Origin of the sequence: Methylobacterium aquaticum, assembly GCF_016804325.1 — a bacterium.
GTDB lineage: Bacteria > Pseudomonadota > Alphaproteobacteria > Rhizobiales > Beijerinckiaceae > Methylobacterium > Methylobacterium aquaticum_C.
Genome location: NZ_CP043627.1, coordinates 391,452 through 417,107, shown reverse-complemented (window position 1 = coordinate 417,107; position 25,656 = coordinate 391,452). Strand labels below are relative to the sequence as shown.

At 71.5% G+C, this 25,656-nt stretch carries 24 protein-coding genes and 2 pseudogenes; 10 read left to right on the top strand and 16 right to left on the bottom strand.

The window, feature by feature from the left end:
• Positions 1–69: 69 nt before the first annotated feature.
• The 3 genes and pseudogenes from F1D61_RS01880 to eutC form a co-directional block, all read left to right on the top strand.
• Positions 70–936 carry a transglutaminase-like domain-containing protein gene (locus tag F1D61_RS01880; RefSeq protein WP_203156277.1) on the top strand — a complete coding sequence of 289 codons (867 nt, stop codon included), beginning with the start codon at positions 70–72 and terminating at the stop codon, positions 934–936.
• 21 nt (positions 937–957) lie between these two features.
• Positions 958–2,328: an ethanolamine ammonia-lyase subunit EutB gene (locus F1D61_RS01875; RefSeq protein ID WP_203156276.1), complete on the top strand. Its 1,371-nt coding sequence runs from the start codon at positions 958–960 to the stop codon at positions 2,326–2,328.
• Positions 2,325–3,101 (top strand): annotated as a pseudogene (gene eutC, locus F1D61_RS01870) (ethanolamine ammonia-lyase subunit EutC); the annotation flags it as partial. The gene F1D61_RS01875 and the pseudogene eutC, both read left to right, overlap by 4 nt.
• A 191-nt stretch (positions 3,102–3,292) precedes the next feature.
• On the opposite strand, the gene fliP reads toward eutC, so the two are convergent.
• From fliP to F1D61_RS01820, 10 genes are all read right to left on the bottom strand, one after another.
• Complete coding sequence (fliP, locus tag F1D61_RS01865) at positions 3,293–4,075, bottom strand: flagellar type III secretion system pore protein FliP (RefSeq protein WP_203156275.1); 783 nt, start codon at positions 4,073–4,075, stop codon at positions 3,293–3,295.
• A 101-nt stretch (positions 4,076–4,176) separates the two neighbouring features.
• Positions 4,177–4,668 carry a flagellar basal body-associated FliL family protein gene (locus F1D61_RS01860; protein WP_203156273.1) on the bottom strand — a complete coding sequence of 164 codons (492 nt, stop codon included), beginning with the start codon at positions 4,666–4,668 and terminating at the stop codon, positions 4,177–4,179.
• A 126-nt stretch (positions 4,669–4,794) separates the two neighbouring features.
• Positions 4,795–5,502, bottom strand: coding sequence for a flagellar basal body L-ring protein FlgH (gene flgH / locus F1D61_RS01855; protein WP_203156272.1), 708 nt, complete (start codon positions 5,500–5,502; stop codon positions 4,795–4,797).
• Complete coding sequence (locus tag F1D61_RS01850; RefSeq protein ID WP_203156270.1) at positions 5,502–6,086, bottom strand: MotE family protein; 585 nt, start codon at positions 6,084–6,086, stop codon at positions 5,502–5,504. Before F1D61_RS01850 ends, flgH begins: the two co-directional genes overlap by 1 nt.
• On the bottom strand, positions 6,083–7,219 hold the full coding sequence (gene flgI / locus F1D61_RS01845) for a flagellar basal body P-ring protein FlgI (RefSeq protein ID WP_203156268.1): 1,137 nt from the start codon (positions 7,217–7,219) through the stop codon (positions 6,083–6,085). The genes F1D61_RS01850 and flgI overlap by 4 nt, the downstream gene beginning before the upstream one ends.
• A complete protein-coding gene (gene flgA, locus F1D61_RS01840) occupies positions 7,219–7,746 on the bottom strand; it encodes a flagellar basal body P-ring formation chaperone FlgA (RefSeq protein ID WP_203156267.1) in 528 nt (175 codons plus the stop codon). The genes flgI and flgA overlap by 1 nt, the downstream gene beginning before the upstream one ends.
• A gap of 195 nt (positions 7,747–7,941) precedes the next feature.
• Positions 7,942–8,730, bottom strand: coding sequence for a flagellar basal-body rod protein FlgG (gene flgG / locus F1D61_RS01835; RefSeq protein WP_203156265.1), 789 nt, complete (start codon positions 8,728–8,730; stop codon positions 7,942–7,944).
• A gap of 13 nt (positions 8,731–8,743) precedes the next feature.
• Positions 8,744–9,097: a flagellar hook-basal body complex protein FliE gene (locus F1D61_RS01830; RefSeq protein ID WP_203156263.1), complete on the bottom strand. Its 354-nt coding sequence runs from the start codon at positions 9,095–9,097 to the stop codon at positions 8,744–8,746.
• Positions 9,098–9,104: 7 nt separating this feature from the next.
• Positions 9,105–9,518 (bottom strand): flagellar basal body rod protein FlgC, encoded by a 414-nt coding sequence (flgC, locus tag F1D61_RS01825; RefSeq protein WP_203158883.1) that lies wholly within the window; start codon positions 9,516–9,518, stop codon positions 9,105–9,107.
• Entirely contained in the window at positions 9,518–9,898 is a 381-nt protein-coding gene (locus F1D61_RS01820; protein WP_203156261.1) for a flagellar basal body protein, read from the bottom strand. The genes flgC and F1D61_RS01820 overlap by 1 nt, the downstream gene beginning before the upstream one ends.
• 233 nt (positions 9,899–10,131) lie before the next feature.
• Here F1D61_RS01820 and F1D61_RS01815 point away from each other — a divergent pair, with 233 nt between their 5' ends.
• Positions 10,132–12,843, top strand: a complete 2,712-nt coding sequence (locus tag F1D61_RS01815; protein WP_246775674.1) for a heparinase II/III domain-containing protein — start codon at positions 10,132–10,134, stop codon at positions 12,841–12,843.
• 312 nt (positions 12,844–13,155) lie between these two features.
• Here the strand turns inward: F1D61_RS01815 and F1D61_RS01810 are convergent, their stop codons facing one another.
• Complete coding sequence (locus F1D61_RS01810; protein ID WP_432443198.1) at positions 13,156–13,731, bottom strand: SH3 domain-containing protein; 576 nt, start codon at positions 13,729–13,731, stop codon at positions 13,156–13,158.
• A gap of 302 nt (positions 13,732–14,033) precedes the next feature.
• On the opposite strand from F1D61_RS01810, the gene F1D61_RS01805 reads away from it, so the two are divergent.
• A complete protein-coding gene (locus tag F1D61_RS01805) occupies positions 14,034–15,038 on the top strand; it encodes a 2-hydroxyacid dehydrogenase (RefSeq protein WP_432443283.1) in 1,005 nt (334 codons plus the stop codon).
• A 230-nt stretch (positions 15,039–15,268) separates the two neighbouring features.
• Here the strand turns inward: F1D61_RS01805 and F1D61_RS01800 are convergent, their stop codons facing one another.
• Entirely contained in the window at positions 15,269–15,694 is a 426-nt protein-coding gene (locus F1D61_RS01800) for an OsmC family protein (RefSeq protein ID WP_203156258.1), read from the bottom strand.
• 65 nt (positions 15,695–15,759) lie between these two features.
• The gene (locus tag F1D61_RS01795; protein WP_432443282.1) at positions 15,760–16,293 is read right to left on the bottom strand and encodes a regulatory protein RecX; all 534 of its coding nucleotides are present in this window, start codon (positions 16,291–16,293) and stop codon (positions 15,760–15,762) included.
• Positions 16,294–16,380: 87 nt separating this feature from the next.
• Here F1D61_RS01795 and F1D61_RS01790 point away from each other — a divergent pair, with 87 nt between their 5' ends.
• Both F1D61_RS01790 and F1D61_RS01785 read left to right on the top strand, forming a co-directional pair.
• Entirely contained in the window at positions 16,381–17,802 is a 1,422-nt protein-coding gene (locus tag F1D61_RS01790; RefSeq protein ID WP_203156256.1) for a TAXI family TRAP transporter solute-binding subunit, read from the top strand.
• 119 nt (positions 17,803–17,921) lie between these two features.
• On the top strand, positions 17,922–18,527 hold the full coding sequence (locus F1D61_RS01785) for a histidine phosphatase family protein (protein ID WP_246775673.1): 606 nt from the start codon (positions 17,922–17,924) through the stop codon (positions 18,525–18,527).
• Positions 18,528–18,629: 102 nt separating this feature from the next.
• Here F1D61_RS01785 and F1D61_RS01780 read toward each other — a convergent pair whose 3' ends face one another.
• The 3 genes and pseudogenes from F1D61_RS01780 to F1D61_RS01770 form a co-directional block, all read right to left on the bottom strand.
• On the bottom strand, positions 18,630–19,856 hold the full coding sequence (locus tag F1D61_RS01780) for an MFS transporter (protein WP_203156255.1): 1,227 nt from the start codon (positions 19,854–19,856) through the stop codon (positions 18,630–18,632).
• Positions 19,857–19,926: 70 nt separating this feature from the next.
• Positions 19,927–21,168: a capsule biosynthesis protein gene (locus F1D61_RS01775; RefSeq protein WP_203156253.1), complete on the bottom strand. Its 1,242-nt coding sequence runs from the start codon at positions 21,166–21,168 to the stop codon at positions 19,927–19,929.
• Between the two features lie 91 nt (positions 21,169–21,259).
• Positions 21,260–21,912: pseudogene (locus F1D61_RS01770) on the bottom strand (ABC transporter ATP-binding protein).
• Positions 21,913–22,237: 325 nt separating this feature from the next.
• On the opposite strand from F1D61_RS01770, the gene efeU reads away from it, so the two are divergent.
• From efeU to efeB, 3 genes are read left to right on the top strand one after another with little or no spacing between them, the layout of a single operon-like run.
• Positions 22,238–23,071: an iron uptake transporter permease EfeU gene (gene efeU / locus F1D61_RS01765; protein WP_203156252.1), complete on the top strand. Its 834-nt coding sequence runs from the start codon at positions 22,238–22,240 to the stop codon at positions 23,069–23,071.
• A 21-nt stretch (positions 23,072–23,092) separates the two neighbouring features.
• Positions 23,093–24,205 (top strand): iron uptake system protein EfeO, encoded by a 1,113-nt coding sequence (efeO, locus tag F1D61_RS01760; RefSeq protein WP_203156250.1) that lies wholly within the window; start codon positions 23,093–23,095, stop codon positions 24,203–24,205.
• Positions 24,206–24,215: 10 nt separating this feature from the next.
• A complete protein-coding gene (gene efeB, locus F1D61_RS01755; protein ID WP_203156248.1) occupies positions 24,216–25,487 on the top strand; it encodes an iron uptake transporter deferrochelatase/peroxidase subunit in 1,272 nt (423 codons plus the stop codon).
• Positions 25,488–25,656: the final 169 nt, after the last annotated feature.

The following is a 25,656-nucleotide window of genomic DNA, read 5'->3' as shown; positions in this document are numbered from 1 at the left end:
TCGTCCCGTACGCCGAATCGGCGCGGCTCTTGCGTCACCCTAGCCCGCCGACGGAAGGGGTCTCAAGCCGTGCGCTACACTTTAGGTTGCCATCTCGCCTACGAGGTCGAGACCGAGACGGTGTTCATCTTCAACCTGGAGGTCGCCCGGCTCGAACGCCACCGCGACCTGCGCGAGACGTTCCGCCTGACGCCCGACCTGCCCGTGCGCCGGCACGAGGCGCCGGAGACCGGCAACCGCTACGTCGCCGTCACGGTGCCGCCCGGGCCGTTCAGCCTCGATTACGCGGCGGAGGTGACCCTCGCGCCCCACCGGGCCGATCCGGACGATATCGGCGAGACGCCGGTGAAGGACCTGCCCCTCGACATCCTGCCCTACCTGCTGCCGAGCCGCTTCGTCTCCTCCGACCGTCTCACGCCCTTCGCGCAGGCCGAGTTCGGCGATGCGCCCCCCGGCTTCGAGCGGGTGAGCCGGATCTGCAACTGGATCCACGACCACATCGCCTATGTCCGCGGCGCCAGCGACGAGGAGACCACCGCCGACGAGACGCTCCTGAAACGGGCGGGGGTGTGCCGCGATTTCGCGCATCTCGGCGCCGCGTTCTGCCGGGCGCTCGGCATCCCGGCCCGCTTCGTCAGCTGCTACGCCTACGGCCTGGTCCCGCCCGACTTCCACGCCGTGTTCGAGGCCTATCTCGACGGCCGCTGGTGGCTGTTCGACGCGACGCGGCAGGCCAATCTCGACGGGCTGGTGCGGATCGGGGTCGGGCGCGACGCGGCCGAGATCGCGTTCTCGACCCCTTTCGGCGAGATGAACCCGACCGGCATGGAGATCCGCATCGACCGGGCCGACGGCGCGCCGGAAGCGGGCGAGCGCACCGTCGCGGCGATCGCGACTGCGGACGATGGCCCTGACGCGGGGGCCGGCCTGCGCTAGGTTTTCCTGCGGAGGCCTCGCATGAGCTACCGTCACGTCGTCGGACCCCGGACCTTCGTCTTCTCCGACCTCGCCGAGCTGATGGCGAAGGCGAGCCCGCCGCGTTCCGGCGACCGGCTCGCCGGCCTGGCGGCGGAGAGCGCCGAGGAAGGCGTGGCGGCGCGCTGGTGCCTCGCCGAGGTGCCGCTGTCCGAGATCCTGGCCCGGCCGCTCATCCCGTACGAAGCCGACGACGTCACCCGGCTGATCCTCGACGCCCACGATGCGGCGGCCTTCGGGCGGGTCGGTCATCTGACCGTCGGCGACTTTCGCGAGTTCCTGCTCACCGCCTCCTCCGGGACCCTGGCGGCGATCGCCCCCGGGGTGACGCCGGAGATGGCCGCGGCGGTGTCGAAGATCATGCGCAACCAGGACCTGATCCTGGTCGCCCGCAAGGCCCGGGTGGTCACGCGGCTGCGCAACACGATCGGGCTGCCCGGCACGCTGGCGGTGCGGCTCCAGCCGAACCACCCGAGCGACGATCCGGCCGGCATCACCGCCTCGATCCTCGACGGGCTCGCCTATGGCTGCGGCGACGCCTGCATCGGCATCAACCCGGTCTCGGATTCGGTGCAGAGGCTGACAGGCCTTCTGCACCTGCTGGCCGAGACGATCGACCGCTTCGACATCCCGACGCAAGGCTGCGTCCTCACCCACGTCACCACGACCCTGGAGGCGATGAACCGCGGCGTGCCGGTCGACCTCGTCTTCCAGTCGATCGCCGGCACGCAAGCCGCCAACGCCTCGTTCGGCGTCACGCTCGCGCTGCTGAAGGAGGCGCACGAGGCGGCCCTGGCGCAGAAGCGCGGGAGCTTGGGCGACAACGTGATGTATTTCGAGACCGGGCAGGGCTCGGCCCTCTCGGCAAACGCCCATCACGGCATCGACCAGCAGACCCTCGAGGCCCGGGCCTACGCGGTGGCCCGCGCCTTCCGGCCGCTCCTCGTCAACACGGTGGTGGGATTCATCGGCCCGGAATACCTCTACGACGGCAAGGAGATCATCCGGGCCGGGCTGGAGGATCATTTCTGCGGCAAGCTGATGGGCGTGCCGCTCGGGGTCGACATCTGCTACACCAACCACGCCGAGGCCGATCAGGACGACATGGACACGCTGCTGACGCTGCTGGGAGCGGCCGGCGTGACCTACGTCATGGGCGTTCCCGGCGCCGACGACGTGATGCTGAACTATCAATCGACCTCGTTCCACGACCAGCTCTACCTGCGCGAGGTGATGGGCTTGCGGCGGGCGCCGGAATTCGCCGGGTGGCTCGCCCGGATGGGGCTGACCGATGCCGACGGGGCCTTGCGGGCGGGCGGGGGAGCGCCGCTCCTCGCAGGGCTCGCCGCATGAGCGCCGACGATCCGGCCGCGGTCTGGCGACGCCTCGCCGGCCTGACCCCGGCCCGCATCGCGCTCGGCCGTGCCGGATCCGGCCTGCCGACCCGGGAAGTGCTGCGCTTCGGCCTCGCCCATGCCCAGGCCCGCGACGCGGTGCATACGCCCCTCGACGCGGACGCCGTGCGAGCCGGCATCCAGGCCCTCGGCTTCGAGACCCTGGCGGCGGCCTCGGCGGCACCCGACCGGGCGACCTACCTGCGCCGGCCCGATCTCGGACGCCGGCTCGACGAGGCCTCCACGGCGGCGCTGGCGGCGGCGGCCGGCGATCCGGTCGACCTCGCGCTCGTGGTGGCGGACGGTCTCTCGGCCCGCGCCGTCCACGAGGGCGCGGTGCCGCTTCTCGCGGCCTTGAAGCCGGCGCTCACCGGATCCGGCTGGCGCCTCGCGCCGGTGGTGGTGGCGACGCAAGGCCGGGTGGCGCTCGGCGACGCGGTCGGGGCTCTGCTCAAGGCCCGCGCCGTCGCGGTGCTGATCGGCGAGCGGCCCGGCCTGTCCTCGCCCGACAGCCTCGGAATCTACCTCACCTTCGACCCACGGCCCGGCCGCACGGATGCGGAGCGCAATTGCCTGTCGAACGTGCGGGTGGCGGGGCTGAAAGCCGATCTGGCGGCGTTCAAGCTGCACTGGCTGATCGACCAGGCCCTGAGCCGGAGGTTGACGGGCGTGGCGCTGAAGGACGAGAGCGACCGGCTGCTGGCGGGGCCCGGGGAGAACCCGATCGGCGGCGCGCGCCTGAACCCTCCCCCGCTGCGGGGGAGGGTGCCCCGCGGAGCGGGGCGGGAGAGGGGAACCACGCTTCCGGATGAGGCGGAACCGTTCTGGAGCGCACCGCTGGGTCAGCGTCGCGCTGCCCCTTTCCCGGCCCCCTTCCCCCGCAGAGGGGGGAGGGTTCAAGGGCGCGCTATCGTGAGACGATTCTAGAAGAACGACCGCACCAGCCCGCTCACCAAAAGGTTCCATCCGTCGATCAGGATGAAGAACAGCACCTTGAACGGCAGCGAGATCACCGTCGGCGGCAGCATCATCATGCCCATCGACATCACGATCGTGGAGACGATCATGTCGATGACGAGGAAGGGCAGGGCGATCAGGAAGCCGATCTCGAAGCCGCGGCGCAGCTCGGAGATCATGAAGGCCGGGATCAGGATGCGCAGGTCGATCTTCTCGCCTTCCTGGGCCTTCGGGAAGGTGCGGGTGGCGAGATCCTGGAAGGTCTGCAGGTCCTTCGGCCGCACCTGGGTCGACATGAACTCGCGGAACGGGTCGGTGATGCGGGTGAAGGCCTCCTCCTCGGTGATCCGGTTCTCCTGGAGCGGGCGCACGCCCTCGCTCCAGGCCCGGTCGAAGGTCGGCGCCATGACGTAGAAGGTCATGAACAGCGACAGGCTGACGAGGAAGAGGTTGGCCGGCGTGCTCTGGAGGCCGAGGCCCGAGCGCAGGAACGAGAACGCGATGGCGAAGCGCGTGAAGCTCGTCATCATCACGAGCAGCCCCGGCGCCAGCGACAGCACCGTGAGGAGCGCCACCATCTGGATGATGCGCCCGCTCGCCGCGCCGTTGCCCGGCGGCAGCAGCGCGTCGAGGCCCGGGATGCCGGTGACGCTGCCCGCAGCCCCGCCCGCGCCCTGCGCCAGGGCGGCGCCGGCGGGCAGGAGCAGAAGGACGAGCGTCCCGAGAACGAGGGCGGTACGCCGGCTCATACGATTTCCGGACGATCCGTCCGGAAATCGTATGAGCGAGCCTGCGCGGCGCTTGAGCGAAGGCGAAATCCGCATCGCGAAGCGATCGATCGGATTTCGTATCACTGGACCACCAGAGCTTCGACGATCAGCTCGCGGATCGCCCCCTTGGTGCGCAGGGCGACCCGCTCGTTGAGGTCCTCGCGCAGGTGCTGGAGGCCGCTCGCCCCCTCGATCTGCGCCGTCGAGAGCGTGCGCAGGTAGGCGATGATGTCGGCCTTGATCTCCGCCACGGTGATGTCGGGGGTCGGCAGGCTGCCGGTCTTGAACACCACCGAGGATTCGAGCCGGATCCAGGAATCGGCCGGCTCGGCGAGGTTCGTCACCACCGAGCCGACGCTGCGCAGGGTCAGCTCGCCGGAATAGTTCAGGACCTTGGCGGCCTTCTCGTGCTCCTTCGCCTCGCGGGTCTTCTGGTCGACCGCCTTCTCGACGCTGGTCATCAGGTACAGGCCGAGACCCGCGCCGGTGCCGACCGCCACCAGGGTGCAGAGGGCGAGCGCGCCGATCCAGGCCTTGCCCCCGCCCTTCTTCTCGTCCGTCTTGTCCGCCATCGCGCGCTCCCAGAGCATTTTCCGACGAAGTGGACGCCGGTTCGTCGAAGAAAATGCGGCAAAATCCAAAGACCAGAAGCACCATCCGATCGCGCTGCGATCGGATGGTGCTTCTGGATCGGGCCGTCAGAACGGCGCGACAGTCTCGAAGATCTGCTGGCCGAGGGTCGGCCCCTGCACGTCGGTCAGCCGGCCGCGGCCGCCATAGGAGACCCGGGCCTCGGCGATCTTGTCGTAGTCGATGGTGTTCCTGCGCGAGATGTCGCGCGGCCGCACGATGCCGGCGACGTTGAGCACCCGCACCTCGTTGTTGACCCGGATCTCCTGCGAGCCGCTGATCAGGAGGTTGCCGTTCGGCAGCACCTCGGTGATCACGGCGGCCACCGACAGGCTCAGGTTCTCCTTGCGGTCGATGGTGCCCTGGCCCTTGGTCTCGGTGCCCGACCGGATGCCGGTATCGGCGGTGGCCGAGTCCTTCAGCCCCGAGACGCCGTAGCCGAAATCGAAGCCGAGGCTCGATTTCTGGCTGCGCGAGCGGTCGCTGGCATTGTCGAACTGCGCCTTGTCGTTGATCAGGATGCTGACCGTCAGCACGTCGCCGATGTTGCGGGCGCGGGGATCCTGGAACAGGTCGGCGCTCGCCGGCGTCCAGGTCGAGTGGTAGCTGTGCCGGCTCTGGAACGAGCCGAAGGTCGAGGGCAGGGCCTCGCGCGGGGCGGACAGCCCGGTGCCGATCGGGGTCAGGACCGGCGGGCGGCCGAATTCGTCGAGCTTGCTCTGGCAGCCGGCGAGGGAGAGGCCGGCGAGGGCGAGGATCAGGAGGCGGGTCGTCATCACGATTTCGCGTTGTCCTTGCGGCGGCCGGCCTCGGCCATCTTGCGGGCCAGCGACGCGGCGCGGGAGGCCTCCATTTCGGCGAGCACCGCGCTCGCCGTGCGGGCGTTGAGCTTCACCAGGATCGCCGCGGCGTTGTCCTCCGGCATGTTGGTGAGCTGGAGCGCCGCCGCGTCGGCCCGCATCTTGGCGTAGACCGCCACCACGCTCTCGTCGGCCTTGGCCAGGAACTCCTTGCGGCGCTGGACCACGGCCTCGTACTCGGCACGCTTCTCCTCAAGGCGGCGGATGCGCTCCTCGACCTGCTTCTCGAGCGCGGCGAGCTGCTCCTTCTGCCAGGCGAAGCGGGCATCGGCCGCAGCATCCGCGATGGTGGCGCAGTAGCCGGTCTTGGAAGGGTCCTTGCCCGCCGCACCGGCGGCGAAGTCCTGCGCCGTCGGCTCCTTGGGGGCGTCGCGGGCGGCGATGGCCCGCATCGCCGCGTCCTTGGCCGGGTCGGGCGCCGGCCCGCCATGGCCGTCGCCGGCGGCCAGAGCGGGGCCAGCCAGCGCCAGCAGGAGGGCCGCGAGGAGGATCCGGGTCATTGGACGACGAGCTCCGCCTGGAGGGCGCCGGCGGTCTTCACCGCCTGGAGGATCGCGATGATGTCGGTGGGCTTGAGGCCGACCTGGTTGAGGCCGCGCACCAGGGTCTGGAGGTCGGAGCCGCCGAGCACCGCGAGCCGGCCCTGCTCCTCGCGGGCCGCCACCTCGGTCCGCGGCACCACCGTGGTCTGGCCGTTGGAGAAGGGTGCGGGCTGCGACACCTCCGGCGTCTCGGTGACCCGCACCGTGAGGTTGCCGTGGGTGACCGCCACCGTGGAGATCTGGACGTTGCGGCCGATCACCACCGTGCCGGTGCGCTGGTCGACCACGACCCGGGCGGGCACGTCGGGCTGGATCGTCAGGTCGCCGATCTCGGCGACGAGGCGCGGCAGGACCATGTCGCGGGGGCGCTGGAGCACCACCGAGCGCTGGTCGCGCGGGCTCGCGATGCGGCGGCGGAAGCGGCCGATCGCGTAGGCGTTGATGGCGTCGGCGACCATCGTGGCGGTTTTGAAGTCGGGGTTCTTCAGCTCGAAGATCAGCTCGGGCAGGTCGCGGAACGCGCCCGGCACCTCGCGCTCGATGAGCGCGCCGTTCGGGATGCGGCCGGCGGTTGGCACGCCCTGCGTCAGCTGCTCGGCTTGGCCCTGCGCCGAGAAGCCCGAGACGGCGAGCGGCCCCTGGGCTGCGGCGTAGACGTTGCCGTCGCCGCCGGACAGGGGCGTCATCAGCAGGGTGCCGCCGCGCAAGGAGGTCGCGTCGCCGAGCGAGGTCACCGTGACGTCGATGCGCGAGCCGGCGCCGACATAGGGAGGCAGGTCGGCCGTCACCATCACGGCGGCGACGTTGCGGGTACGCAGCCGCGCGTCGCGCACGTTGATGCCCATCCGGTCGAGCATCGATTGCAGCGACTGCTCGGTGAACTGGGCGTTGCGCAGGGTGTCGCCGGTGCCCTGGAGGCCGGTGACGAGGCCGTAGCCGACGATCTGGTTGTCGCGCACGCCCTTGAGGCTGGCGACGTCCTTGATCCGGGCGTAGCCGCCGGTGGCGATGACCGGTGCGGCGGCGCGCGTCGGAACCGCCGGGACCAGGGCGACGGCGAGCGCGAGGGCGACGCGGAGCGGGGCCCGCATCAGAACCCGCCGATCTTGATGCGGCCGTCGGCCATCACCGTGCCGAGCACGATGCGGTTGGTGTCGGTGTTGCGCACCCGGATGGTTTCGCCCAGCCCGCCATTCTGCAACGGCGACCCGACCGCCGTGATGACGAGGCCGTTCTCCTCGAAGATCATCTGGGTCGGCGTGCCGCGGCTGACGAGGCGGGGATCGTCGACGGCGTTGACCGGCACCGGCTCGCCCGGCAGCAGCATCCGGCGGGCGGTGCGCCCGACGATGGCCAAAGGCGCGTCGATCACCGCGGCCCGGGCCCGGTAGGTCGTCGGGTAGGCCTGGAGCCGCAGCATCGTCTCCTTGATCGTGTCGCCCGGGTAGATCGTCACCGTCGGCACCGGCAGCATCATCTCGGTGAGGGCCGAGGACGTGTCGGCGGGCGACGACGGGACGGGCGCCGCCACGCCGAAGGCGGCCGGAAGGCACAGGCCGACCAGGGCCGGGAGGACCAGCGCCAGGAGCAGACGGGAGTACCGGGGAAGGGAACGCATGGGGGTGTCGCGCCGGGAGGAGGGGCGCCGCCGGGTCCGGCGGCGTGGCAGTCTCACCGAAAGATCGGCTTATACCAATGGCCCAAGATGCTGACGCATCGGGCCATTGAGCCATCTCGAATTTTCCATGCCAAGCCAGAGGCTTGATGAAAATTCGAGAACGGAACCAAAGGTCGTTTCCAACGACCGTTGGTATTACCGGATGCCCTTGGAGATCGTGCCCGCCATCTCGTCGACGGCCTGGATCACCTTGGAGTTCATCTCGAACGAGCGCTGGGCGGTGATCAGGCTGGTGATCTCCTTGACCGGGTCGACGTTCGAGCCTTCGAGGTAGCCCTGCTGCAGCTTGCCGTAGCTGGCATCGCCCGGATTGCCGATCACCGCCGCGCCCGAGGCCGGCGTCTCGCGGTAGAGGCCGTTGCCGAGGGGCTCGAGGCCCGACTCGTTGGCGAAGTTGGCGATGGTGATCGTGCCGATGTTCTGCTGCGCCACCTGGCCGTCGATCTTGGCGAAGACCTGGCCCGACTGGTTGATGGTGATCTCGGTCGCGGTCGGCGGGATCAGGATCGCCGGATCGACGGTGTAGCCTTCGAGCGTGACGAGCTGGCCGGTGGCGTTCTTGTTGAAGGCGCCGGCGCGGGTATAGTTGATCTCGCCGCTCGGGCTCGTGATCTGGAAGTAGCCGCGGCCGTTGATGGCGAGATCGAGCTGGTTGGCGGTGTTCGTCAGCTGGCCCTGGCGGTGCAGGTTGCGGATCGCCGCGGCGCGCACGCCGAGACCGAGCATCGCGCCCTCGGGGATCGCCTCCTGGCCGGACTGGTTGGGCACGCCCTGCTGCCGCTCGGCCTGGTAGAGCAGGTCGGTGAACTCGGCGCGCGCCCCCTTGAACCCGGTGGTGTTCAGGTTGGCGATGTTGTTGGCGATGACCTCGAGGTTGAGCTGCTGGGCGGACATGCCCGTGGCGGCGACGGCGAGCGCTCTCATCTGCGTAACGTCCTCAGATCGCCATGCGGCTCAGTTCGAGATAGGCGGACACGACCTTGTCGCGGATGGCGACCGCGGTCTGCAGGCTCTGCTCGGCGGACATCACCGCCTCGACGACCTGCTGGGTCGAGAGCTTGCCCTGGATGCCGGCGATCGACGCGGCCTCGCCGGTGCGCAGGTCGTTGCGCACGCCGCTGGCGAAGCTCGCCATGATCTGCCCGAAATCGGCCGGCGCGGCGCCCTCGATGCCCGGCATCGCGGCGCCGGTCATCGGGGGCAGCGCGGCGCGCTGGACGGAAGCCGCCGCCTCGGGGCGGGCGGATGCCGCGGCCCGGTCGAAGGCCGAGAGGGTGAGGGCCTCGATCATCGGATGCTCATGTCCTCAGGAGGTCGATCACGCTGGCCACCATCGCGCGGGCCTGCTTGATCACCTGCAGATTGGCTTCGTAGGAGCGGTTGGCCTCGCGCATGTCGGCCATCTCGATCAGGGCGTTGACGTTCGGCAGCTTGACGTTGCCGTTCTGGTCCGCCGCCGGGTTGCTCGGGTCGTGCTCGACCCGGAACGGGGCCCGGTCGGTGTCGATGTCGCGCACGCGCACCGAGGCGGCGCCGACCGCCCGGTCGAGCTCGGCCTTGAAGGTGACGGTCTTGCGCGAATAGGGATCGGCGCCCGGCGCGTCGCCCGTCGACTGGGCGTTGGCGAGGTTCTCCGACACCACGCGCATGCGCAGGGACTGGGCTTCCAGGCCCGCGCTCGCGAGGCGGGAGGCGGCCAGCAGGGGGTCGATCACGATGCGCCCCTCACGGCCAGCTTCAGCATGCGGTCGAAGCTGCGGACCACGCCGATATCGAGGTTGTGCTGGCGCGACACGTCGGCCGCCTTCAGCATCTCCTGCTCCAGGCTGACCGAACTCGAGGTCTCGAGCACGTCCCAGCCGGCCTTGTCCTTGCGCGTCGGCACGCCGAGGCCCGGGGCGCTCAGATGCGCCTGCGCGGTGGCGGCCATGTCGGCGCCGGTGCGGGCCAGCACCTGGGCGAAGGGCACGGTGTCCCGGGCCTGGTAGCCCTGGGTGTTGGCATTCGCCACGTTGCCGGCGATCGCCGCCTGGCGCACCGACAGGTAGGTGCCGTGCAGCGAGGCGAGTTCGAACAGGTAGATCCCCGTCACGCGAACGCCCCCATGTCCGTCACTCCTTCGCCCTGTGCCGAAACGACCCTACGCCCGGGCCCTGCCGCGTAACGGAGGGTTTAGAAGCGCTACCTTGCCCGAGGCTGGCGCAAGCTTGCGGGGCGGCCGGTCGAGGATCTGCGCCCCGGGGCGCTGCCGCGCCTTGACAGGGGCGGCCGCTCCCCGTCACTGCCGCGGGGCACTCCGCCCGCACGCGTTCCCCTCTTCCGCACATGCTTCCGGCCCTGCTGCCCACCGAGCCGGTCTTCCTCCCGGTCCAGGCCCGCTACGCGGGCGGGGCGGGACCGGGCACGCGCGAGGGCGAGCACGCGATCACCGCCAACAACCGCTGGTCCCGGGTGCAGCTGACCTTCCGCCACCTGCCGGCGGAGGCCTGGTGCTGCCTGGAGGCGACGCTCGCCTGGACGGACGCGGAGGAGGGCGGGCAGGTCCTCGACTTCCTCCTCGCGGGCTTCGACTTCCTGGCCGCCGACGGGTCGAGCCTCGACGTCGAGCAGGTGCCCGGCCTCGTCCGCACCCTGCTCGATCCGCACAGCGCCTGGATCGCCGGGCCCGCCTGCCAGCCCGCCGGCAGCGAGCTGATGCGGGCCGCGCCCGTCCGGGTGGCCTTCGGGGTGCCGCCCCAGGCCCGCGGCCTCGCCCTCACGCTCCGCTCCTGGCGCAACACCGAAACGATGACGATCGCCGAGCCGCGCCTGCGCCCCGGCGGACCGTTGCGGGCGGGCGCGTTCCGGCGCCGCCGCCTCGGGCCGCAGCCGGAGCCCCTGCGCCACGGCCTCGTGCCGGGCCTCGGCCTCGTGGTGCGCGGGCAGATCCATGCCGCCCGCTCGACCGAGCACGCCGCGCGGGTGAGCCTCGTCTACCGCGACCGCGACGGGGCGGAGATCCCGCCGCCCTATCCGGGCACCGTCGCGGTGCCGGGCCTGGGCGCAAAGCCGGGCGAGGAGGAGACGGGACTGGGTGCGGCGATCAACCTGCCGGCCCGGCCGCAGGCGCGCCGCTTCACCCTCGGCCTGGAGCCGCCGCCGGGCGCCGTCTCCCTCGATCTCGGCTTCTGCACCTGGGAGGAGGAGGGCGAGCGGCTGCCCGCCGTGGACCTGCTCGGGCCGCCGGAAGTGGCGCTCGAGGACAGGTTCCGGCTCGAGAGCCTGTGCGGCGACGACCTTCTCGACGCGCCCGGCTTCCTCGCCCGCCTCTCGTCCCGGCTCGGGCGCGATCCCGGCGCCGAGGCCGCCTGGATCCCGGGCCCCGGCGAGGCGGGCGCCGCCGCCCTGCCGCTCGCCCGCGCCCGGGCCCTGCGGTCCGAGGCCGAGCGCCCGGTGGCCCTGCGGCCCGATGGCGGCCTGTCCCTGCGGCTTGCCGGCTGCCCGGACTGGACCCTGCCGGATCTCCCGGACTTCCGCGAGGATCCGTTCCGCGCCGTGCCCTCCCGGGCGGTCCCCTGGCGCCTCGCCTACCAGTCGCTGACCTGGCTGCCGGCTCTCGCCGAGGCGGCCCCGGCCCGGGCGCTCGCGCTCGCGCTCGCCTGGTCGCGGGCCAACCCCTGGGGCCAGCCGGCCGATCCGTTGAGCCTGCATCCCGGCGCGCTCCCGGCCCGGGCCGAGGTGTGGATCGGGCTCCTCGCGCTTCCGGGCGCCGGGGCGGCGGCGCCGGTCCTGACCGGGGAGGCCGTGCGGCACGGCTTCGCTCTGGCGGAGATCGTCGGGCAGAACACCTTCGGGCGCAGCCTGCACCAGCTCCAGGCCGCCGCCGCCCTGCTGGCGCTTGCCCGCGCCCTGCCGCGCCTGCCGTTCTCAGGCTACTGGGACGGGCTCGCCCGCGAGTCCTTGCGCGACGGTGTGCCGGCCCTCCTGCCGGCGGACGGGCATTTTCCGGATTCCTCGCTCCACCGCCGCCTCGACCTCGTCACCCTCGGGCGGGCCCTGCGCGAACCCCTCGGCGCGGCGGCGCCCGGCCCCCTCGTCGCCGCCCGGACGGAGGCGGCCCTGTTGGAGCTCTCCGGCCTCGTCGATCCGGGCGGGCGGCTGCCGCCCTTCGGCGAGGTGGTCCCGGGCATCGACGATGCCGGCTGGATCGCCCGGCTGCGCGGCACGGCCGGGCTGGTGGCGCAGCGGCCGGCCGCGCAGCCCGCCGCGGCCTCGTCCTCGACGCTCCTGCCCGACGGGCTGTCTGCCCGCCACGAGACCGCCGGGCGCGGCTGGAGCCACTTCGCCTGCACCTTCGCCGACACCGCGCCGCAGGGCCACGCCGATTGCACGTCCTTCGTCTACGCGGCCGGCGCGACGCGCTGGATCGTCGAGGCCGGCGGCTCGGAGCAGACCGAGATCGGGGCGGCGCGCCACTACCTGCTCTCGGCCCGCGCCCACAACGTCGCGGTGATCGAGGGCACCGAGCCGGTGGCCGGGCGCGGCCTCCATCGCGGCAGCCTGGCGCTGCCGGGTGCGGTCGCCCACGCGATCGAGACCGACGTGCACGGGCCGGGCTTTCGCCACCTGCGGATCTTCGTGCTGCCGCACGACCTGTCGGGCCTCGCCGTGATCGACCGCTTCGTCGCGCGGGACGGCGCCCCCCTGACCTTCCGGGCCTCCGCGCAGCTCGCGCCCGACACGCTGGTCGCCGTCGAGGGGCCGCGCCGGGTCCAGGCCCGCCAGGGCGGCCGGCGCCTCGGCCTGGTGCCGTTCGCGGTCGCCGGCCGGGTGGCGGGTCTCGAGACCGTGATCGGCCGCAGCGACCGGCCCGGCACCATGCAGGGCTTCGTCGTCCGGCCCGGCGTGCTCGAACCCGCCTGCGCCCTGCGCTACGCGGTGACCGGCCGCGGCATGGTCTGCGGCGGCCTGCTGATGGCTCTGGACGGCCCGGCGGAGGATTCCCTCGCGCGGGTGCTGGCGCGGGAGGAGCTGGCGCAGTTCCTCATGCAGGCGTGACGGGCGTCTCCCGGAGCGGCCTCGATCGAGGAACCCGATCTCCGTCTCATCCCCGGCATGTCGGGGCGAGGGGGTGGACCGGAGAAAGCCGGCAGGCCTTCGCGAGGAAAGGCCCCTTGCGTCATCCGGTCTTCGATCGATCGCTTCGTGATACGGGGTCCGGACGATCGCGTCCGGCACCGGTATCATGCCAATGGCTCAAGATGCTGGACGCATCGGGCCATCGAGCCATCTCGAATTGCTTATGCCATGCCAGAGGCTTGACGAAGATTCGAGAACGGAACCAAAGGTCGTTTCCGACGACCGTTGGTATCACTCGACCTTTTCGTCCGGATAGACGCCCCAGAGCCGGTCCTGGCGCATGTAGCCGTCGACGTCGCCGCGCTTCTGCGGCAGGGCCACGACGAGGCGGCACCAGGTCTTGTCGCAGGTCTTGACGCTGCCGATCACCCCGGCCTGCAACTGAGCCACCACGCCGCTCGTCGCATCGGCCCGGTCGTAGAGCGGCACCGGCGCGCCCTTGTCGGCGCCGCGGCTCAGCACCACGGCGGTGCGCCGGCCCGACAGAAGCGAGTGCAGCACCCAGCCCTCGGTGCCCTCGGAATCGCGGATGCGGCGCCAGGTCTCGAATTCCGCGATGATCTCCACCGGCAGGCCCGCGCGCTGGAACACCCACAGGGTGCGGTGGTCCTTGGAGGGCCCCTCGCGCAGGTTCACCCGGTCGGTCTTCAGGCTGACGTAGCGCGGCAGAGGGAGCTTCGTCGCCGGGCCGATGGTGACGCCGATCTCGCCGGGAGCGGGATTGGCGGCCGGCGTCGGCGGGGCCGCGGCGGCGGGCATGCCGAAGGCGCCGAAGAGCAGGGCGGCGAGGAGGCGCAGGTGGAGCATCGGCGGTCGGTCTCCCATCGGTCGGTCTCCCTCGGGTTGGTCTCCCTTGGGGAAGCGGCGCGGATTGTCTTCCGGGTCACCTCTGCTAGAGAGGCCCCGGGCGTCGAGCCCCGGCCGGATCGAGGGGCGCAAACGCCCCTATCGCCGGAGCGTGGTTAACGGGGCGTAACGACGCCTGTGGCCCGCACCAAGGCGGGGCTTTTCGCCGGGCAAACGTGTCGCATATCGTATGAGGCACGCGCCCACATCGCGTGTCGGGGCCGCGCGGGCGGGCCGGGAGGCCGGCCCGGGGCAGGGGAGGGATCATGTCGTTGAAGCGCAAGCCGCTCGTGGTGGTCACCCGGCGCCTGCCGGACGTCGTGGAGACGCGGATGCGCGAGTTGTTCGACGCGCGTCTCAACCACGAGGATACGCCGCTGACGGGCGCCGCCCTGGCACAGGCCCTCCAGGAGGCCGACGTGCTGGTGCCGACGGTGACGGACGAGATCGACGCCTCGCTCCTCGCCCAGGCCGGGCCGAACCTGCGCCTGATCGCCAATTTCGGCAACGGCGTCGACCATATCGACGTCGGCGTGGCGCTCCAGCGCGGCATCACGGTCACCAACACGCCGGGCGTGCTGACCGAGGACACCGCCGACATGACCATGGCGCTGATCCTCTCGGTGGCGCGCCGGGTCACCGAGGGCGCCCGGATCATCCCGGACGACGCCTGGTCCGGCGGCTGGTCGCCGACCTGGATGCTCGGCCGGCGCATCACCGGCAAGCGCCTCGGCATCGTCGGCATGGGGCGCATCGGCCAGGCGCTGGCCCGCCGCGCCAAGGCCTTCGGCCTGTCGATCCACTACCACAACCGCCGCCGGGTCGGCGCCCGGATCGAGAGCGACCTCGAGGCGACATACTGGGAATCCCTCGACCAGATGCTGGCGCGGGTCGACATCGTGTCGGTCAATTGCCCGCACACGCCGGCCACCTACCACCTGCTCTCGGCTCGGCGCCTGAAGCTGCTCAAGCCCGAGGCGGTGGTGGTCAACACCGCCCGCGGCGAGGTGATCGACGAGACCGCGCTCGCCCGCCTGATCGAGGTCGGCGACATCGCGGGCGCCGGGCTCGACGTGTTCGAGCAGGAGCCGGCGGTGAGCCCGCGCCTCGTCAAGCTCGCGCGTGCCGGCAAGGTGGTGCTGCTGCCCCATATGGGCTCGGCCACCCACGAGAGCCGCGTCGACATGGGCGAGAAGGTCATCATCAACATCAAGACCTTCCTCGACGGCCACCGGCCGCCGGACCGCATCCTGCCCAGCATGCTGTGAGGGGTGGTCGGGACTGCCGGTCGCTCCCCGGTCCCGACGCCCTCCATCGTCGCTCCGAGGCCGCGCAGCGGAGCCCGGAATCCAGAACCGCAGGCGGGTGAGAATGGAGCGGAACACCGTCCGCTTCTTCCTGGTCCATCAGCGGTTCTGGATCCCGGGTTCCGCTGCGCGGCCCCGGGATGACGCGGAGGGTATGATTGCCGGAGGCGCCCGGCCGATGCCCTGGTGCCTTATCCCTGCAGCGTCGCCTTCAGGCTGATCTTGGCGTTGAGCACCTTCGAGACCGGGCAGTTCTTCTCGGCGATGCCGGCGAGCTCGTCGAACTTCTGCTGGTCGATGCCCGGGATCTTCGCGGTCAGGGTCAGGGCCGAGGCCGTGATGGTGAAGCCGTCGCCGTCCTTCTCCAGGGTCACGACCGATTCGGTGCGCAGCTCGTCGGCGGTGAAGCCCGCGCCCTGGAGCTGGAAGGCCAGCGCCATGGTGAAGCAGCCGGCATGCGCGGCGGCGATCAGCTCCTCCGGGTTGGTGCCCGGCTCGTTCTCGAAGCGGGTGTTGAAGCCGTAGGGGTTCTCCGACAGCACACCCGACTGGGTGGTCAGCTGGCCCTTGCCGTCCTTGCCGCTGCCCTGCCAAACGGCGCTCGCCTTGCGGTTCATGCTCGTCTCCCGTGGATTGAAACGCGGCGGAGCCGTTCCGGCGCCCGCTCACGCCCACAGGTAGGTCACCGGGCCGCGAGGTCATCCTCTTCGGGATCCGCATCGACCACCCGCCGGGCCAGGGAAAGGGCGAATCCCGCCCGCGCCATCGCGGCGAGGTCGCGCTCGCGGGCGGCGGCCCGGGCGGAGGGCTGCCGGAACGGCCCGAGGCGCCGCCGCCTGGCATAGGCGAAGGCGGCCTCGTCCTCGCTGCCGTCCTCCTGCTCGGCGAGCACCGCCCCCACCGTCTCGCGGTCGACCCCCTTGGCGGCGAGCTTGGCGCCGATCGCCCGGGCCGAGCCGCCGCGGCGGCGCAAGGAACGCACCTTGGCGGCCGCGAAGGCGGCATCGTCGACGAGGCCGGCGCCCAGAGCCCGGGCCACCACCGCCTCGACCATCTCGGAAAAATCGTCCGGCGCCTCGCCGCGCAGGCGGCAGCGCGTCTCGACCCGGCGCCTGAGCACCCGGCGCAGCATCTCCGCCGAGGCGCCGTAGCGCTCCAGGTAGTAGAGCGCCGCCCGTTCGAGGTAGGCCGGGGTGATCGGCCGCGCCGCCCTCAATCCGCCATCGCGGCCGGGTTCATCGGCCCCGGCCCGGATCGCCTCCGTCCCGGCGGGGGCCTCCGTCCCGGGCCCGCGCGAGGGGTGATGCCGGCGTTTCTGCACAAGCGTGAATCCTTCTTCCTCCTGGTCGCCCTCGCCCTGGGGGCGGTGGCCGGCGTGGTGCTCTACCTGTCGCGGCCGACCACCCTGCGGGTCGCGGTCGGCCCCCGCGACCGGGTCGAGACCCACCTGATCCAGGCCTATGCCGACGCGCTTGCCCGCGCCCGCGAGGATATACGCCTCGAGGTCGTTTCGTACGACGACGTGCGCGACAGCGCCGCGGCGCTCCAGAGCGGCCGGGCCGACCTCGCGGTGGTGCGGCCCGACGTGCGCCTGCCGGAGAACGGCCTGACGCTGGCGGTTCTGCACGACGAGGCGCTGATCGTGGCCGCCCCGCCGGATTCCGGCATCCAGACGTTTTCCGATCTCGCCGGCAAGCGGCTCGGCCTCGTCGCCCATCACGGCGCCGACCAGCCTCTGGTCACGAGCCTGCTCGCCTATTACGCCCTGACGCCGGCCCCCGCCGGTTCGGCGCCGGCTCCGGCCGATCCGGCAGGTGCGCTTCCGGCCGCCGCCGGCAGCGTCGCGGTGGTGCCGATGCGGGCCTCCGAGGTGGCCGCCGCGCTCGCCGAGCACCGGATCGACGCCGCCGCGGTGATCGCGGCCCCGTCCTCCAAGCCCGCCGGCCGGGTGGTGCAGGCGGTGGAGGCGGCCTCGGCCAGTCACGGCGCGACGATCGTGGCGATTCCCGACGGCGAGGCGATCGTGCAGCGCCTGCCGGAATTGCAGGCCGTGACCATCGCGGCCGGCACCTTCGGGGGCCGCCCGAAGCGGCCGGACGACGAGGTGAAGACCGTCGGCGCCTCCTACCGCCTGATGGCCCGCGCGTCCTTGAGCCGGGATACCGCCGCCAGCGTGACCCAGCACCTGTTCGAGCTGCGCTCGCGGCTCGCCGCGATGGTACCGACCGCCAACCTGATGAAGGCACCGGATTTTGACAGCGCCGCCGAGGCGACCAGCGCCCGCCTGCCGATCCATCCCGGCGCGGTCGACTATTACGAGCGCGAGCAGCAGACGTTCCTGCAACGCTACGAGGACTGGGTCTACCTGGTGGCGTTCTTCGGCGGCGGCCTCGGCTCGGCAGTGGCCTGGCTCGGCCAGCGCTTCGCCCGCGAGCAGCGCGCCCGCATCGACGCCGTCCTCGACCGGCTGCTCGCCATCCTGATCGAGGCGCGGGCGACGCAGGATCCGGCCGCCCTGGAGGCCCTGGCGGTCGAGATCGACGGCCTCGTCATCGACGTGGTGCGCCATGCGCGCGCCAACGACACCGACGCGCGCACGATGAGCGCGCTGATCCTGGCGGTGGATGCCGCTCGCGCCGCGGTGGCGGATTGCCGGCGGGACGGGGCGCCGGTGCGGGAACGGGCGGGGCGGGTGCTGTCGTGGCATCCGGCAAGCGGAGCCTGAGAACCATGCGCTGAAGCCGAGCAGCCTGACCGGATGGAGGGCTGCCGAGGGGGTTTTTCCGCCTTTCGGCTTTCAAGGCAGGATGTGAGCATGCCGGACGTCGCCGGTCTTTCAGGAGCATGGCACCCGGCATGAGAGTTCTTCTCGTCACCCATCCCGAGGTCACGATCGACCCGGCTGTCCCGGTGCCCGACTGGGGCCTGTCGGCACGAGGCCGCGAGCGCATGGCGGCTTTCTGCGCCCGACCCGAGGCGGCGAGCATCGGCCATGTCTTCGTCAGCAGCGAGCGCAAGGCGCGAGACGGAGCCGATATGCTGCACGAGCGACACGGGTGCCCCGTCACGATCGACCCGCGGCTGGGAGAGAACGACCGCTCCGCGACCGGCTACGTCGCGCCGCCGCGCTTTTGGGAGATCGTGGATCGCTTCTTCGCCGAGCCGGAGACGAGCGTTCTTGGCTGGGAGCGGGCGGTGGATGCGCAGGCGCGGATCAAGGCGGCGGTGCGGGATTGCATCGCCGCCCATGGCGACCGGGTCGGCGACGTGTGCATCGTTTCGCATGGCGGGGTCGGCACGCTGCTTCTGTGCGACCTGCTGGGCGCGCCCATCTCGCGGGACCGGGATCAGCCGGTCGCCGGGGGCGGCTGTTTCTTCGCCTTCGACGGCTCGGCATGGGTGCTGGAGCATGGCTGGCGCGACATCGTGCCCTCAGCGAGTGACCGTTAGGGCGAGCGGCTGAACGCTCGCGATCGGTCGTGACAGGGTCGCAAGCGGCCCATCGCATGCCCCGAGCTGAAGTAGATCGCGACCCTGGACCCGGCACAGGCCTCACGTGATCAGATGGTCGCGCCGCCGGAGCGCCGGGAACAGCCGGCCCCACAAGGCCGCCACGGCCAGCGTCGCGACGCCGCCCACCACCACCGCCGGCACCGCCCCGATGAAGGCGGCGAGCGTGCCGGATTCGAACTCGCCGAGCTCGTTCGAGGCGCCGATGAACACGGTGTTGACCGCCGCGACCCGGCCGCGCATCGCGTCCGGCGTCTCGCCCTGCACGAGGCTCTGGCGGACGTAGACGCTGACCATGTCGGCCGCCCCCGTGACGAACAGGCAGGCCATCGAGAGCGGCAGGGAGGTCGAGAGGCCGAAGCCGATCGTGGCGAGGCCGAACACCCCGACGGCGATGAGGAGCCGCGGGCCGACGCCGCGGGTCAGCGGCCGGTGGGCGAGGAAGATCGCCATCAGGACCGAGCCGAGCGCCGGCATGCTGCGCAGGAGCCCGAGGCCGAGGGGGCCGACGAACAGCACCTCCTGGGCGAAGATCGGCAGCAACGCGGTGGCGCCGCCGAGCAGCACCGCCACGAGGTCGAGGGTGATGGCCCCGAGCACCACCGGCTGCGAGCGGATATAGGTCAGGCCCGCGAGCAGGGTGCTCCAGGTCACCGCCGGCCGGGTGGTGACGGCCGACGGCCGCGGCCGGATGCGGACGATGCTGATCGCCGCCAGCGCGAAGCAGGCGGCGGCGAGACCGAACACGACGGCCGGTCCCAGCGCGTAGAGCAGGCCGCCGAAGGCCGGGCCGGTGACCGACGCGCTCTGCCAGAGCGAGGAATTGAGCGCGATGGCGCTGCCGAAAAGCTCGCGCGGCACCAGGGTCGGCAGGAGCGCCTGGCTCGCCGGGTTGGCGAAGGCGCGGGCGATGCCCACCAGCACCATCAGGGCGTAGACCGGCCAGACCGGCGTGGCACGGGAGGCCGCCAGCGCCGTCAGGCCCAGGCCCGCCAGCGCCAGCAATCCGTAGGAGAGGGCGGCGATCCGGCGCCGGTCGTAGGTGTCGGCGACGTGGCCGGTGACGAGCGCGCCCAGCATCGCCGGGGCGAAGCTCGCCAGCCCGACGAAGCCGAGCGCCAGGGCGCTGCGGGTGAGGTCGTAGACGAACCAGCCCACCGCCACCGCCTGCATCTGGTAGGCCAGCCCGGTGAGGAAGCGGGCGCCGCCGAAGAGCCGGAAGTCGCGGTTGCGGAAGAGCGTCCAGCCGGACGGCGCGGGGGAGAGCATGGTGGTTCCGTGCGCCCGCCCGCGGCGCGCGCCTTCGAGGGGAGTCCGGCGAGGAATCAGGCCGACGGGATCAGGCGAGGACCTTGCGCATCAGCACCGAGAGGCCGAAGGCCAGGGCCGAGACGGCGATCGCGATGGTGATGTAGAGCAGGCGCCGCGGCTGCTGGGACGATTCCGCCCGCACCGGCTCGACGATCATGCTGAAGAACTCGATCTGCCGGTCGGCGATCATCCGCGAGCGCTCCCGCGCCGCGATCGTCGCGGAGTAGTATTTCTCGGCGCTCTTGCGCTCGGCCTCGAGCTCCTCGAACTTGGTCAGCGTGGCCGAGAGCACCCGGCGCTGCTCCGGATCCTGGTTGGCCGCCTCGCGCTCAATGCGGGCGATGGTCTCGTCGAGCTGGGCGATCTGCGCCTTGAGATCCTGGATGCTGCGGCTGTCGTCGCGCAGGTCGCGCTGGAGCAGGCTGAGCTTGACCGCCAGGTTGATCCGCTGGGTGCGGATCTCGGCGATCATCTTCAGGTTGGTGTCGTTGGACTTCTGGGCGTCGAGCACGCCGTCGCGGTTGCGCAGGTCGCGCACGGCGAGCATCACCTTGGTCAGGCGCGCCTCGGCCCGCTTCATCTCGCGCTCGCTCTCCGCCAGGGCGTCGGTGCGGGCCCGCTCCGTGAGCTGGTTCACCAGCCGCTCGCTCTCGGCCAGCACGGCCCGGTTCAGCGTCATGGAATCGTCCGGATCGAAGGCGTTGACCGTGACCTCGATCAGTCCGGACGTCTCGACGTTCACCTTCACCCGCTCGCCCCAGTAGCGGACGAGCTTCTCGATCGGCTTCTCGGGATCGAAGCGGGAGTAACGGTCGATGTCGTCGCGGGAGAACATCTGCCGCAGCGGCAGGGTGCGCTGGAGCGTCTCGACCATCGTCCGGCTCTTGATGTACTCGCCGATGATCATCGAGTCCTGGGCGATCATCTGGGCCGGAAGGCTCGAGGTGGTGCCGACCGAGTCCGGCGTCGCCTTCTCCGCGCCGCCGATCGCCGGCCGCAGGGCGAAGCGCGCCTCGGTCACGTAGCGGTCCGACAGGTAGAGGCCGAAGAACACGGCGCTGCTCACCGACGGGATCACGAACAGGAACAGGAACAGCAGCGGGGTGACGATGTCCCGGCGCCTTTGCGCCCGGATCGTCCGGATGCTCGACTTGTTCGGGTTCGAGAACCGCGACACCCGGGCCGCCTGCCGCAGGGCCTCGCCGATCAGCCGGGAGCGGTCGGCGGGGCTGAGAGCCTTGCCTTCCGGGTTGCGGGCATCGATCGTCATGACGGGAGGTTCCGGCTGCGGGCGGAGCCGGGGCGCGGGACGCGCCGGCCGGCAGGGATGTCGGAGTGGGGAGGGCGGGAGGGCGCGGCGCTCACTGGTTGAGTCGCTGATAGACCTCGATCGCGTCGTTGATGTCGGAATAGATCACGGCGCGGCCGTTCGCCAGCACGATCCCCTGCTGGGCGTAGTCCCGGATCGTGTCCATCGAGTGGGAGCACATGATGATGTCGGCGTTGGCGCGCCGCTGGCTCCAGACCTCCTCGCAGCGCTTGGCGAAGCGCGCGTCGCCGACGCCGGTGATCTCGTCGACGATGTAGCAGTCGAACGGGATCGCCATGCTCATGCCGAAGGCCAGCCGCGCGCCCATGCCCGAGGAGTAGTTGCGGATCGGCACGTTCATGTAGTCGCCGAGCTCGGCGAAATCCTCCACGAAGGCCAGCACCCGGCGCGGGTCCTCGCCGTGGATGCGGGCGACGAAGATCACGTTCTCGCGCCCGGTCATGAACGGGTGGAAGCCGCCGCCGAAGCCGAGCGGCCAGGAGATGCGCGTGGTGCGGATCACCCGGCCCTTGGTCGGCAGCTCGCAGCCGGCGAGCAGCCGCAGGGTGGTCGACTTGCCGGCGCCGTTGATGCCCAGGATGCCGTAGCTCACCCGGGCTTCAGGGTCATCGACGCCTGGTCGAGGATGGTGCGGCGGTATCCGTCCGTCTTGTAGATCTTGGTGACGTTGTCGAGGCGGATCATCGTCGGGGCAGCACGCTCGAGAGGGGTGCGGCCGCCCCGGGACATGCGGCGGGCGGGCCGAGGCCTGTCCGATCATGCGCCGAGCCGGCATCCGCACGGTTAACGAGACCGACCGTCGCGGCCGGCAGGCTCGGACCTAAGCGGAAAAAGCGGCGAATCTGAGAAAGGCCGCCCTCGGCGGACCGGTCATCGCTCCTTCGCGCACGCCGATGAAAGCGCGCCAGTTTCAAGTTATTATAAAGAAGAAGCGCGAGGCAGCGCTATGACGCCGGCAGTTTTTGGATTAAACCGCGGCTTCGTTCGTAAAGCTTCCGGAAAGACGCCCGTGCTGATTGCGTTCCTGATCATGCTGCGCGAGGGGATCGAGGCGGCCCTGATCGTCGGCATCATCGCCGGCTACCTCGCCCAGACCGGGCGGCGGGCCTGGATGCCGGCCGTGTGGGGCGGCGTCGTGCTCGCCGCCGCGCTCTGCCTGGCGCTCGGCCTCGGGTTGCAGGCGATCGGCGCCGAGTTCCCGCAGAAGCAGCAGGAACTGGCGGAGGGTGTGATCGCGCTGCTCGCCGCCGGCATGCTGTGCACGATGGTGTTCTGGATGCGCAAGGCCGCCCGCTCGGTGCGGGCCGAGCTGCACGGCGCCGTCGACCACGCGTTCGAACGCAAGGGCAGGAGCGGGTTCGCGCTGGCCGTGATGGCCTTCCTGGCGGTCGGCCGCGAGGGCCTCGAATCGGTGTTCTTCCTCCTCGCGACCGTGCAGCAGGATGTCGGCTGGGGCGTGCCGGTCGGCGCGGTGCTCGGCATCGCCCTGTCGGTCGTCATCGGCATCGCGCTGGCCAAGGGGGCGGTGCGCATCGACCTGCGCCGCTTCTTCCGCTGGACCGGGGTGTTTATCCTGTTCGTCGCCGCGGGCCTGCTCGCCGGCGCGCTCAAGGCCTTCCACGAGGCCGGCCTCTGGAACCACCTCCAGGCCACCGCCTTCGACCTCGGTCCCATCCTGCCGGCCGATACGGTGCTGGGCACCCTGCTCACCGGCCTCTTCGGCTACCAGGAGGCGCCGGCCTGGGGCGAGGTGCTGGTCTATCTCGGCTTCCTGGTCCCGGCCCTGTGGGCCTTCCTGGCGGGCGCCCGGCCGGCCTCCGCTCCCCAGCCGCGCCACGCCTGATCGGCGCCGAGGACAGTTCCGATGACCGCCCGCTGGCCCGCCCTCGCCGCCGCATTCCTGCTCTCCGCCGGGTCCGCCTCGGCGCAAGCGCCCGACCCCGTCGCCGTGACGGTGACCGACAAGGGCTGCGAGCCCGCCGCCCTCACGGTCCCGGCCGGCAAGTCGGTGTTCAAGATCAGCAACAAGAGCCGCCGCGTCCTGGAATGGGAGATCCTCCAGGGCACGATGATCGTCGAGGAGCGGGAGAACATCATCCCGGGCTTCGTGCAGTCGCTCTCGGCGACGCTCCAGCCCGGTTCCTACGAGATGACCTGCGGGCTGCTCAGCAACCCGAAGGGCACCCTGACGGTGACCGCGGCGACGGCCGCCGCACCCGGCGCCCCCGACCCGATGGCCCTCGTCGGCCCGCTCGCCGCCTACAAGCTCTACGTGATGGCCGAGGTCGAGGCCTTCCACGGACAGACCGCCGCCTTCGTCGCGGCGGTGAAGGCCGACCGGATCGCCGAGGCCAAGGCCCTCTACCCGCAAGCCCGCCGCCATTACGAGCGGATCGAGCCGGTGGCGTCCCTCTTCAACGACCTCGACAAGAGCATGGACGTGCGGGCCGACGACTTCGAGAGGAAGGACGCCGATCCGGGCTTCATCGGCTTCCACCGCCTCGAGAAGGGATTGTGGGCCGACAACAGCACCGAGGGCCTGGGCGCCCATGCCGACCGGCTCCTGGCCGACGCCACCGAGCTGAAGCGTCGCATCGCGGACCTCACCATCCCGCCAGCCAAGATGGTGGGCGGCGCCGCCGGCTTGATCGAGGAGGTCGCGGCGACCAAGATCTCCGGCGAGGAGGACCGCTACAGCCGCACCGACCTGTGGGACTTCCACGCCAATGTCGAGGGCTCGCGCAAGATCTTCGACCTCCTGCGTCCGCTGGTGGCGACCCGCGATCCCGACCTCGTCGCCCGCACCGAGACGAACTTTTCGCGCGTCGAGACGCTGCTGGCGAAGTACCGGACCGGAGACGGGGGCTTTGCACCCTACGACTCCCTGAGCGACCGCGACCGCAACGCCCTCAAGCGACCGATCACCGTGCTGGCCGAGGACCTCTCGACCCTGCGCGGCAAGCTCGGCCTGGATTGAGGCGAGCCCCATGGCCTCCTGCCCGTTCTCGACCTCCCGCCGCGCCCTGCTGCGCGGGCTCGCCGCCGGCACCGGTGCGGCCGCCGGCGGCGCCTTGGCCGTGGCGCCGACGCCGGTCCACGCCGCCGACGCGACGCCCTCGGCCGCCAGCGACGGCACCCTCGACCGCCAGCCGTTCCTTGGGGCCCATCAGGCCGGCATCGTCACGGCCCAGCCGGCCGCCGCGCTGTTCGTCGCCCTCGACGTGCTGGCCGAGGATCGCGGCGAACTCGCCAAGCTGTTCCGGATCCTGACCGAGCGCTTCGCCTTCCTGACCGAGGGCGGGCCGGTGCCGGTCCTCGACCCGCGCCTGCCGCCGGCCGATTCCGGCATCCTCGGGCCGCGGGTGCTGCCCGACAACCTCACCGCCACGCTCGCCGTCGGCGCCAGCCTGTTCGACGACCGCTACGGCCTCGCGGGCGCGGCGCCCCGGCACCTGCGGCCGATGGATCGCTTCCCCAACGATTCCCTCGACGGCAAGCTCTGCCACGGCGACCTGCTGCTGCAATTCTGCGCCAATACCGCAGAGACCACCCTGCACGCCCTGCGCGACGTGATCCGCCACACGCCGGGTCTGGTCTCCCTGCGCTGGAAGCTGGAGGGCATGCTGCCGCCCCACGTCGTCAAGCGCCAGGGGCAGGACACGGTGCGCAACTTCCTCGGCTTCAAGGACGGCACCGCCAACCTCGACGCCCGCGACGACGCCCTCATGCGCCGCCAGGTCTGGGTGCAGCCGGGCAGCGGGGAACCGAGCTGGGCGGCGGGCGGCTCCTACCAGGTGGTGCGGATCATCCGGAACTTCGTCGAGCGCTGGGACCGCACGCCCCTGCGCGAGCAGGAGCGGATCTTCGGCCGCCACAAGGACAGCGGCGCGCCCCTGGGCGCGAGCGACGAGCACGCCCTGCCGGACTACGCCGCCGACCCCGCCGGCACCCGCACGCCGATGGACGCCCATATCCGGCTCGCCAACCCGCGCACACCGGAGACCGCCTCCAGCCTGATCCTGCGCCGCGGCTACAACTACTCGGCCGGGATCACCCCGTCGGGCCAGCTCGACATGGGCCTGATCTTCGTCTGCTACCAGGCCGACCTCGATGCCGGCTTCGTGGCGGTGCAGAACCGGCTCAACGGCGAGCCGCTGGAGGAATACATCAAGCCCGTCGGCGGCGGGTATTTCTATGCCCTGCCGGGCCTGCCGGAGACGGGTGGATTCCTGGGGCAGGGGCTGCTGGTCGGGGCATAACCACCGGCCGTCGGCACACCGTCGTTCGCGACGTCGCCGCCCCGACGGCCTGAACCCGGGAGCGGTCGCGACATGGCGCGAGCGGACCGCGACGACGGATGCGCCGAAGTCACCCAGGACCACGGTTCCGCTAAAGGGCGCATGTGCCGGCCTTCGTGCCGGGCCTGGA